The organism is Azohydromonas australica DSM 1124, assembly GCF_000430725.1.
Classification (GTDB): domain Bacteria; phylum Pseudomonadota; class Gammaproteobacteria; order Burkholderiales; family Burkholderiaceae_C; genus Azohydromonas; species Azohydromonas australica.
Window position 1 is genome coordinate 135,651 of record NZ_KE387203.1, and the last position, 9,395, is coordinate 145,045.

The following is a 9,395-nucleotide window of genomic DNA, read 5'->3' on the forward strand; positions in this document are numbered from 1 at the left end:
CTCGTTTACTTCAAAAACCGAAAGGGGCCCCGAGGGGCCCCTTGTTCAGCGCCGGGCTCAGAAGTTGAGCGTGCGCTTGTCCACCGCCAGGGCGGCTTCCTTGGTGGCCTCGGACAGCGAGGGATGCGCGTGGCAGATGCGCGCGATGTCCTCGGCGCTGGCCTTGAACTCCATCGCCACCACGGCTTCGGAGATCAGCTCCGAGGCCATCGGGCCGACGATGTGCACGCCCAGGATCTCGTCCGTCTGCGCATCGGCCAGGAACTTCACCATGCCGGTGGTGTCGCCCAGCGCGCGCGCGCGGCCGTTGGCCAGGAACGGGAAGGTGCCGGCCTTGTAGGCGCGGCCCGAGGCCTTGAGCGCCTGCTCGGTCTGGCCCACCCAGGCGATTTCCGGGCTGGTGTAGATGACCCAGGGGATAGTGTCGAAGTTGACGTGGCCGTGCTGGCCGGCAATGCGCTCAGCGACCGCCACGCCTTCCTCTTCGGCCTTGTGCGCCAGCATCGGGCCGCGCACCACGTCGCCCACCGCCCACACACCGGGCAGGTTGGTCTTGCACTCGGCGTCCACCAGGATGGCGCCGCGCTCGTCCAGGGCCAGGCCCACGGCTTCCGGGTTCAGGCCGATGGTGTTGGGCACGCGGCCGATCGACACGATCAGCTTGTCCACCGCCAGCGACTTCTCGGCGCCCTTGGCGTCGGTGTAGGCGATGCTCACGCCCTCGCCTTCGCTCTTGATCTCGCCGATCTTCACGCCCAGCTCGATCTTCAGGCCCTGCTTGGTGAAGGCCTTGTGCGCTTCCTTGGCGATCTGCTCGTCGGCGGCGCCCAGGAACGTGGGCAGGCCTTCCAGGATCGTCACTTCGGCACCCAGGCGGCGCCACACCGAGCCCATCTCCAGGCCGATCACGCCGGCGCCGATCACGCCCAGCTTCTTGGGCGTGGCGCCGATGCGCAGCGCGCCGTCGTTGGAGAGGATCTTCTCCTCGTCGAACGGGGCGCCGGGCAGCGCGCGGGCGTTGGAGCCCGTGGCCACGATCACGTTCTTGGCCGTGATGGTCTCGGCGGCCTTGCCGGCGACGTTGATCTCGTAGCCGCCGTCCACCGCCTTGCCGAAGGAGCCGCGGCCGTGGAAGAAGGTGACCTTGTTCTTCTTGAACAGGTACAGGATGCCGTCGTTGTTCTGCTTCACGACGGTGTCCTTGCGGCCGACCATCTTGGCCACGTCGATCTGCAGGTTGTCCAGGCTGATGCCGTGGTCGCCAAAGTGCTTGGCGGCGTGCTCAAAGTGCTCGCTGGACTGCAGCAGCGCCTTGGAGGGAATGCAGCCCACGTTGGTGCAGGTGCCGCCCGGGGCCGGGCCGCCTGCGGCGTTCTTCCACTCGTCGATGCAGGCGGTGTTGAAGCCCAGTTGCGCCGCGCGGATGGCAGCGATGTAGCCACCGGGGCCACCGCCGATGACGACGACGTCGAAGTTCTTGCTCATGCTTTTTGGATGCGGTTGAGCCCGCCACCCGCGCGCCCGGTCGGCGCGCCGCGGTGGGGACTGCTGGAGGCTCAGGCCCAGACGGGCGCCGCGGCGCCGGCGTCCGGGCTACCGGGGTGTGCCGATCAGATGTCGAACAGCAGGCGCGCCGGGTCTTCCAGCGCTTCCTTCATCGTCACCAGGCCCAGCACCGCCTCGCGGCCGTCGATGATGCGGTGGTCGTAGCTCATGGCGAGGTAGTTGATCGGGCGCACCACGACCTGGCCGTTCTCCACCACGGCACGGTCCTTGGTGGCGTGCACGCCCAGGATGGCCGACTGCGGCGGGTTGATGATCGGCGTGGACAGCATGGAGCCGAAGGTGCCGCCGTTGGAGATGGAGAAGGTGCCGCCGGAGAGCTCTTCCAGCGACAGCTTGCCGTCCTTGGCCTTCTTGCCGAAGTCGGCGATGGTCTTCTCGATGTCCGCGAACGACAGCTGGTCGGCGTTGCGGATCACGGGCACCACCAGGCCGCGCGGCGAGCCCACCGCGATGCCGATGTCGAAGTAGCCGTGGTAGACGATGTCGTTGCCGTCCACCGAGGCGTTGAGCACCGGGTACTTCTTGAGCGCGGCCACGGCGGCCTTCACGAAGAAGCTCATGAAGCCCAGCTTCACGCCGTGCTCCTTCTCGAACTTCTCCTGGAACTTCTTGCGCATCTCCATGACCGGGGCCATGTTGACCTCGTTGAACGTGGTCAGGATGGCGTTGGTGGCCTGGGACTGCAGCAGGCGCTCGGCGACGCGGGCGCGCAGGCGGCTCATCGGCACGCGCTGCTCGGGGCGGTCGCCCAGGTTGGCGGCCACCGGCGCGGCCACGGGGGGCAGCGGCTTGGCCACGGCGGCGGCCACGGGCGCGGCCACCGGGGCGGGCACGGCGGCCTTGGTGGCGCCGGCGATCAGGTTCTGCAACACGTCGCCCTTGGTGACGCGGCCGTCGCGGCCGGTGCCAGCCACGGAGCCCGGGGCCAGGCCGTTGTCGGCCATCAGCTTGGCGGCGGCGGGCATGGCCACGTCGGACTTGGAGCCACCCACGGCGGCGGCGGCAGCCACCGGAGCGGCAGCAGTGGCAGCAGGCGCGGCGGCGGCGGCCGGGGCAGCGGCGCCGGCGGTGGCCTCGGTGTCGATCCGGGCGATGACCTGGTCGCTCACGACGGTGCCGCCGTCGGCCACGACGATCTCACCCAGCACGCCGGCGGAGGGCGCGGGCACTTCCAGCACGACCTTGTCGGTCTCGATCTCGATCAGGATCTCGTCCTGGGCCACGGCCTCGCCGGCCTTCTTCTTCCACTGCAGCAGCGTGGCTTCGGCCACCGACTCGGACAGCTGCGGAACCTTGACTTCAACGATCGCCATTTGTCTTCTCACGGAATTGGGGGTGTGCCGGGCGTGAGCCCGGCTGCCGCGCGGCATTTTTGGGTTGCGCCGCGCGTGCAGGAGACGGCGCGCCACACGGCGCGCCGCGCTTCAGTGCATCACTTGTTGAGCGTGTAACCCTTGAGCTTGGCGAAAGCCTGCTCCAGCAGCGACTTCTGCTGCTCCTGGTGCAGGTGCGCGTAGCCCACGGCCGGGGAGGCCGAGGAGGGACGGCCGGCGTAGCCCAGCTTCTGCCCTTCGCTCATGTTCTCGTGGATGTAGTGCTGCACGAAGAACCAGGCGCCCTGGTTCTGCGGCTCGTCCTGGCACCACACCACTTCCGTGGCGTTGGGGTACTTGCGCATCTCGGCGGCGAAGGCCTTGTGCGGGAACGGGTACAGCTGCTCGACGCGCACGATGGCCACGTCGGTGCTGCCCTTCTCGGCGCGCTTCTTCACCAGGTCGTAGTACACCTTGCCCGAGCAGGCGATCACGCGCTTGACCTTGGCGGCGTCGATGCCCGCGTCCAGCTCGCCGATCACGGTGCGGAACTCGCCCTTGGTGAACTCGTTCAGCGGCGAGGTCGCGTCCTTGTTACGCAGCAGCGACTTCGGGGTCATGATGACCAGCGGCTTGCGGAACTGGCGCACCATCTGGCGGCGCAGCACATGGAAGATCTGGCTGGCCGTGGTCGGCTGCACGATCTGCATGTTGTTGTCCGCGGCCAGCTGCATGAAGCGCTCCAGGCGCGCCGAGCTGTGCTCGGGGCCCTGGCCCTCGTAGCCGTGCGGCAGCATCATCACCAGGCCGTTGGCGCGGCCCCACTTCACCTCGCCCGAGGCGATGAACTGGTCGATCACCACCTGCGCGCCGTTGGCGAAGTCGCCGAACTGCGCTTCCCAGATCACCAGCGTGTTGGGCTCGGAGCCGGCGTAGCCGTATTCGAAGCCCAGCACCGCCTCTTCCGACAGGATGGAGTCGATGACGACGAACGGGGCCTGGTTGTCGGCCACGTTCTGCAGCGGCACGTAGGTGCCCTCGTCCCACTTCTCGCGCTTCTGGTCGTGGATGACCGCGTGGCGGTGCGTGAAGGTGCCGCGGCCGCAGTCCTCGCCCGACAGGCGCACGGCGTAGCCGCTGGCCACCAGCGAGGCGAAGGCCATGTGCTCGCCCATGCCCCAGTCCACGTTGATGTCGCCGCGGCCCATGCTGGCGCGGTCGTCGTAGACCTTCTTGACCAGTGGGTGCAGGTTCACGCTCTCGGGGAAGGTCGTCAGGCGCTCGGCCAGGCGCTTCCACTCGGTCAGCGGGATCGCGGTGTCGGCGGCGTCCGTCCACTTCTTGCCGATGAACGGCGTCCAGTCGACGGCGTACTTGCTCTTGAAGTTGCTGAGCACCGGGTCGACCGTGTGGCGGCCCTCGTCCATGGCGGCGCGGTAGGCCTTGACCATGTCGTCGCCCAGCGTGTCGCCCAGGCCTTGAGCGGCCAGCTTGTCGGCGTAGAGCTTGCGGGTGCCGGGGTGCTGGGCGATCTTGCGGTACATCAGCGGCTGGGTCAGCGCCGGCGTGTCCTGCTCGTTGTGGCCCAGCTTGCGGAAGCAGATGATGTCCACCACGACGTCCTTGCGGAACGTCATGCGGAAATCGAGCGCCAGCTGCGCGGCCAGCACCACGGCTTCCGGATCGTCGCCGTTCACGTGCAGCACCGGCGCCTCGATCATCTTGACGACGTCGGTGCAGTACAGCGTGGAGCGCAGGTCGCGCGGGTCGGAGGTGGTGAAGCCGATCTGGTTGTTGATGATCAGGTGCACCGTGCCGCCGGTGGAGTAGCCGCGCGTCTCCGACAGCGCCAGCGTCTCCTGGTTCACGCCCTGGCCGCCGAAGGCGGAGTCGCCGTGCACCAGCACGGGCAGCACCTGGGCGCCGACCTTGTCGCCGCGGCGGTCCATGCGCGCGCGCACCGAGCCTTCCACCACCGGGTTGACGATTTCCAGGTGCGAGGGGTTGAACGCCAGGCTCAGGTGGACGGGGCCGCCGGCGGTGGACACGTCGCTGGAGAAGCCCTGGTGGTACTTCACGTCACCCGCGGGCAGATCCTCGGGCGCGGTGTGGTCGAACTCGGCGAACAGGTCCTTGGGCATCTTGCCCAGGGTGTTGACCAGCACGTTGAGGCGGCCGCGGTGGGCCATGCCGATCACGATCTCCTGCACGCCCTTCTGGCCGGCCTGCTGGATCAGCTCGTCCATCGCCGCGATGAAGCTCTCGCCGCCTTCCAGCGAGAAGCGCTTCTGGCCGACGTACTTGGTGTGCAGGTAGCGCTCCAGGCCCTCGGCCGCGGTCACGCGGTCCAGCACGTGCTTCTTCTGCTCGGCGGTCAGGGTCGGCTTGCTGCGGATGCTCTCGAGTCGCTGCTGCCACCAGCGCTTCTGCGACTGGTCGGTGATGTGCATGAACTCGGCACCGATGGTGCTGCAGTAGGTCTCGCGCAGCGCCTGCACGATCTGCCGCAGCGTCATCTGCTCGGCGGTCGTGAAGTAGGTGTTGGTGGCGCTGAACGTGATGTCCATGTCGGACTCGCTCAGGTCGTAGAACGCCGGCTCCAGCTCGGGGATGCGGGGGCGCTCCTGGCGCTTGAGCGGGTCCAGGTCGGCCCAGCGCGAGCCCAGCGAACGGTAGGCCGCGATCAGGCTCTGCACGTGCACCTGCTTGCGCGCGACGGCGAGATCGGCGCTGCTGGCCTTGACGGCGAAGGCGTTGGACTTGGCGCGCTGCGCGAAGGATTCGATGACGGGCGCGTGGGCGACGTCGGGACGCTCGCTGCCGTCCACCGCGGGGACGTTCTGCAGGGCGTCGAAGTATTCGCGCCAGTTCTCGGGCACGGAGCCCGGGTTGTCGAGGTAGGCCTCGTAGAGTTCCTCGACGTAGGGCGCATTGCCCCCGAACAGGTACGAGTTCGCCCTGTACTGCTGCATCATTTTTCGCTCACCTCTCACCTCGTCCACGAGGCTGTTGGCTGGTTAAAAACCTTCCGCGACACGGCTTGACCGGTTGGCGGATTGCGACCCGCCTTTACCTGGATTTCTCCTGAAAACCAGCAAAGGGGACGGGAAGGACCGACTCAGAACGGCGGACTGTACCATCCTGCGACTCCGGGATGACACCCATCTGACGTCCGTGGAAATACGCTTTCGTTACGACGCCAACCAGTGCTTGGACGATTGAACAGCGTCATCCGGGGCACGGCGGCGCGCCGGCCCGGCACCGTTCAATTCGCTCCGCGGCCCAGCACCCTGCGCCGCGCCGCCTCGTACTCCGCCTTGAGCTGCGCCACGCGCTGCGCCGCCGGCACCACCTCGCGCACCGCGCCGATGCCCTGGCCCGCGCCCCAGATGTCCTTCCAGGCCTTGGCCAGCCCGGCGCCGAAGTTCATGGCGCTGGGGTCGCTCTGCGGCAGCGCGTCCGGGTCCAGCCCCGCGGCGGCGATGGAGCCGCGCAGGTAGTTGCCGTGCACGCCGGTGAAGAGGTTCGTGTAGACGATGTCCGCCGCGCGCCCCTCGACGATGGCCTGCTTGTAGTCGGCCGCGGCGCGCGCCTCCTCGGTGGCGATGAAGGCCGAGCCCATGTAGGCCAGGTCGGCCCCGCAAGCCTGCGCCGCCAGCACCGCGCCGCCGTTGGCGATCGCGCCCGACAGCGCCAGCGGCCCGTCGAACCACTGGCGGATCTCCTGCACCAGGGCGAAGGGGTTGATGGTGCCGGCATGCCCGCCCGCGCCCGCCGCCACGGCGATGAGCCCGTCGGCGCCCTTCTCCACCGCCTTGCGCGCGAAGCGGTCGTCGATGACGTCGTGCAGCACGATGCCGCCCCAGCCGTGCACGGCCTGGTTGATCTCCTCCCGCGCGCCCAGCGAGCTGATGACGATGGGCACGCGGTACTTGGCGCACAACGCCATGTCGTGCTCCAGCCGGTCGTTGCTGCGGTGGACGATCTGGTTGATCGCGAACGGCGCGGCGGGCGACTCGGAGTGCGAGCGGTCATGCGCCGCCAGCGCCTGCGTGATCTCGTCGAGCCACTCGTCGAGCTGCGAGGCGGGCCGCGCGTTGAGCGCCGGCATGGCGCCCACGACGCCCGCGCAGCACTGCGCGATGACGAGCTTCGGGTTGCTGATGATGAACAGCGGCGCGCCGATGACCGGCAGCGACAGGTGGGACAGCAGGGGCGGCAGGGCCATGGGTGTCTCCCTCGTTGTGTCTCTCGTCATCCCGGCGAGAGCCGGGACGACGGGGGAATGTTTCGGCTTCGTCGGCAGGGGTTCAGTACGCCTCCAGCGGCATCGCCGCCAGCGCGTCCGCACCCTGCACGATCGCGTCGCGGCGCCCGGGCAGCGTGCCCAGCACGTGGTCGGCGAAGAAGCGCGCCGTGGCGATCTTGGCGCGCAGGAAGGCCGCGTCCTCGCCCTGCGCCGAAGGCAGCCGGGCCTCGGCCACCAGCAGCGCGCGCGCCATCTGCCAGCCCGCCACCAGGGCGCCCGCGAGCATCAGGTACGGCACCGAGCCGGCATAGACGGCATTGGGCTGCGACTTGCCGTGCTCCAGCACGAACGCCACCACGTCGGTGAAGGCCTGGCGCGCGGCCGTGAGGCGGTGGTGCATGGCGCGCGCGTGGGCGCTGCCGCTGCCCGCCAGCTCGGCCTCCGTCGCCTCGATCTGCTGCGCCAGCCAGCGCGCGGTCTGGCCACCGTCGCGCAGCGTCTTGCGCCCCACCAGGTCGTTGGCCTGGATGGCGGTGGTGCCCTCGTAGATGGACAGGATCTTGGCGTCGCGCAGGTACTGCGCCGCGCCGGTTTCCTCGATGAAGCCCATGCCGCCGTGCACCTGGATGCCCAGCGAGGCCACGTCCAGGCTCACCTCGGTGCAGTAGCCCTTCACCAGCGGCACCATGAACTCGTAGAAGCGCCGGTTGGCCTCGCGCTGCGATGGGTCCACGTGCGCATGCGCCGCGTCGTGCGCCGCGGCGGCCACCAGCGCCATGGCGCGCGAGCCCTCGGTCTGCGCGCGCATGGTCATGAGCATGCGCTGCACGTCGGGGTGGTGAATGATCGGCACCGCCGCCGTGGCGCTGCCGTCCACCGGGCGCGACTGCACGCGCTCGCGCGCATAGGCCACCGCGTGCTGGTAGGCGCGCTCGGACACCGCCACGCCCTGCACGCCCACCGCGTAGCGGGCGGCGTTCATCATGATGAACATGTACTCCAGCCCGCGGTTCTCCTCGCCCACGAGGTAGCCCACGGCACCGTCCTTCTCGCCGTACTGCAGCACGGCGGTGGGGCTGGCCTTGATGCCCAGCTTGTGCTCGATGCTCACGCAGTGCACGTCGTTGCGCACCGTGGCCTGGCCCTGCGCGTCGGGCAGCAGCTTCGGCACGATGAACAGGCTGATGCCCTTGACCCCTTCGGGCGCGCCCGCCACGCGGCCCAGCACCATGTGCACGATGTTCTCGGCCAGGTCGTGCTCGCCCCAGGTGATGTAGATCTTGGTGCCGAACAGGCGGTAGCTGCCGTCGCCCTGCGGCTCGGCGCGGGTGCGCACCAGCGACAGGTCGGAGCCGGCCTGCGGCTCGGTGAGGTTCATGGTGCCGGTCCAGCGCCCGTCGATCATGGGCGGAATGTAGGCCGCCTGCTGCTCGGCCGAGCCGGCGGTGAGCAGCGCCTCGATGGCACCGTCGGTCAGCAGCGGGCACAGCGCGAAGCTGAGGTTGGCGCTGTTGACCATCTCGCTGCAGGCCGCGCCGATGAGCTTGGGCAGCCCCTGGCCGCCGAAGTCCGCCGGGTGCTGCAGCCCCTGCCAGCCGCCGGCGGCGTACTGCGCGAAGGCCTCCTTGAAGCCGGGCGTGCTGTGCACCTCGCCGTGGTCCCAGCGCGAAGGGTTGCGGTCGCCGGCGGCGTTGAGCGGCGCCAGCACCTCCTCGCACAGCCGCGCGCATTCCTCCAGCACCGCCTGGGCCGTCTCGGGCCCGGCGTCCTCGAAGCCCGGCCAGCGCGCGATCTGGTCCAGCCGCGCCAGCTCGTTCATCACGAACAGGTAATCCCTGAGGGGTGCCTTGTAGGCCATGGCGTTGTCTCCTTGTGGATGTCGTTATGGAAGAAAAAAGGGCGCCAGTGGCGCCCTTGTGTCTGATCCGGCTTACAGCGCCTTGACCAGCGCCGGTACGGCCTCGAAGACGTCGGCCTCCAGGCCGTAGTCCGCGACGCTGAAGATGGGCGCCTCCGAATCCTTGTTGATCGCCACGATCACCTTGGAGTCCTTCATGCCCGCCAGGTGCTGGATCGCGCCGCTGATGCCGCAGGCGATGTAGAGCTGCGGAGCAACGATCTTGCCCGTCTGTCCCACCTGCCAGTCGTTGGGCGCGTAGCCCGCGTCCACCGCGGCACGGCTGGCGCCCAGCGCGGCACCGAGCTTGTCGGCCAGCGGCGTGAGCACTTCGGTGAACTTCTCGGCCGAGCCCAGCGCCCGGCCGCCC

At 69.0% G+C, this 9,395-nt stretch carries 6 protein-coding genes; all 6 read right to left on the reverse strand.

What is annotated here, in order from left to right; genetic code table 11:
• Positions 1 to 57: 57 nt before the first annotated feature.
• Positions 58 to 1,485, reverse strand: coding sequence for a dihydrolipoyl dehydrogenase (gene lpdA / locus H537_RS0119715; protein WP_028999202.1), 1,428 nt, complete (start codon positions 1,483 to 1,485; stop codon positions 58 to 60).
• 125 nt (positions 1,486 to 1,610) lie between these two features.
• On the reverse strand, positions 1,611 to 2,879 hold the full coding sequence (odhB, locus tag H537_RS0119720; RefSeq protein WP_028999203.1) for a 2-oxoglutarate dehydrogenase complex dihydrolipoyllysine-residue succinyltransferase: 1,269 nt from the start codon (positions 2,877 to 2,879) through the stop codon (positions 1,611 to 1,613).
• Positions 2,880 to 2,998: 119 nt separating this feature from the next.
• Entirely contained in the window at positions 2,999 to 5,854 is a 2,856-nt protein-coding gene (locus H537_RS0119725) for a 2-oxoglutarate dehydrogenase E1 component (RefSeq protein ID WP_028999204.1), read from the reverse strand.
• A 290-nt stretch (positions 5,855 to 6,144) separates the two neighbouring features.
• Positions 6,145 to 7,107: an NAD(P)H-dependent flavin oxidoreductase gene (locus tag H537_RS0119730; RefSeq protein WP_028999205.1), complete on the reverse strand. Its 963-nt coding sequence runs from the start codon at positions 7,105 to 7,107 to the stop codon at positions 6,145 to 6,147.
• An 82-nt stretch (positions 7,108 to 7,189) separates the two neighbouring features.
• Positions 7,190 to 8,986: an acyl-CoA dehydrogenase gene (locus tag H537_RS0119735; RefSeq protein ID WP_028999206.1), complete on the reverse strand. Its 1,797-nt coding sequence runs from the start codon at positions 8,984 to 8,986 to the stop codon at positions 7,190 to 7,192.
• A 72-nt stretch (positions 8,987 to 9,058) separates the two neighbouring features.
• A partial coding sequence (locus H537_RS44335; RefSeq protein ID WP_043459316.1) for an electron transfer flavoprotein subunit alpha/FixB family protein occupies positions 9,059 to 9,395 on the reverse strand: 337 nt, incomplete at its 5' end.

Excerpts from the sequence above, each read along its gene's own strand:
- lpdA (WP_028999202.1), bottom strand. The coding sequence starts at position 1,485 with ATGAGCAAGAACTTCGACGTCGTCGTCATCGGCGGTGGCCCCGGTGGC.
- odhB (WP_028999203.1), bottom strand. The coding sequence starts at position 2,879 with ATGGCGATCGTTGAAGTCAAGGTTCCGCAGCTGTCCGAGTCGGTGGCC.
- H537_RS0119725 (WP_028999204.1), bottom strand. The coding sequence starts at position 5,854 with ATGATGCAGCAGTACAGGGCGAACTCGTACCTGTTCGGGGGCAATGCG.
- H537_RS0119730 (WP_028999205.1), bottom strand. The coding sequence starts at position 7,107 with ATGGCCCTGCCGCCCCTGCTGTCCCACCTGTCGCTGCCGGTCATCGGC.
- H537_RS0119735 (WP_028999206.1), bottom strand. The coding sequence starts at position 8,986 with ATGGCCTACAAGGCACCCCTCAGGGATTACCTGTTCGTGATGAACGAG.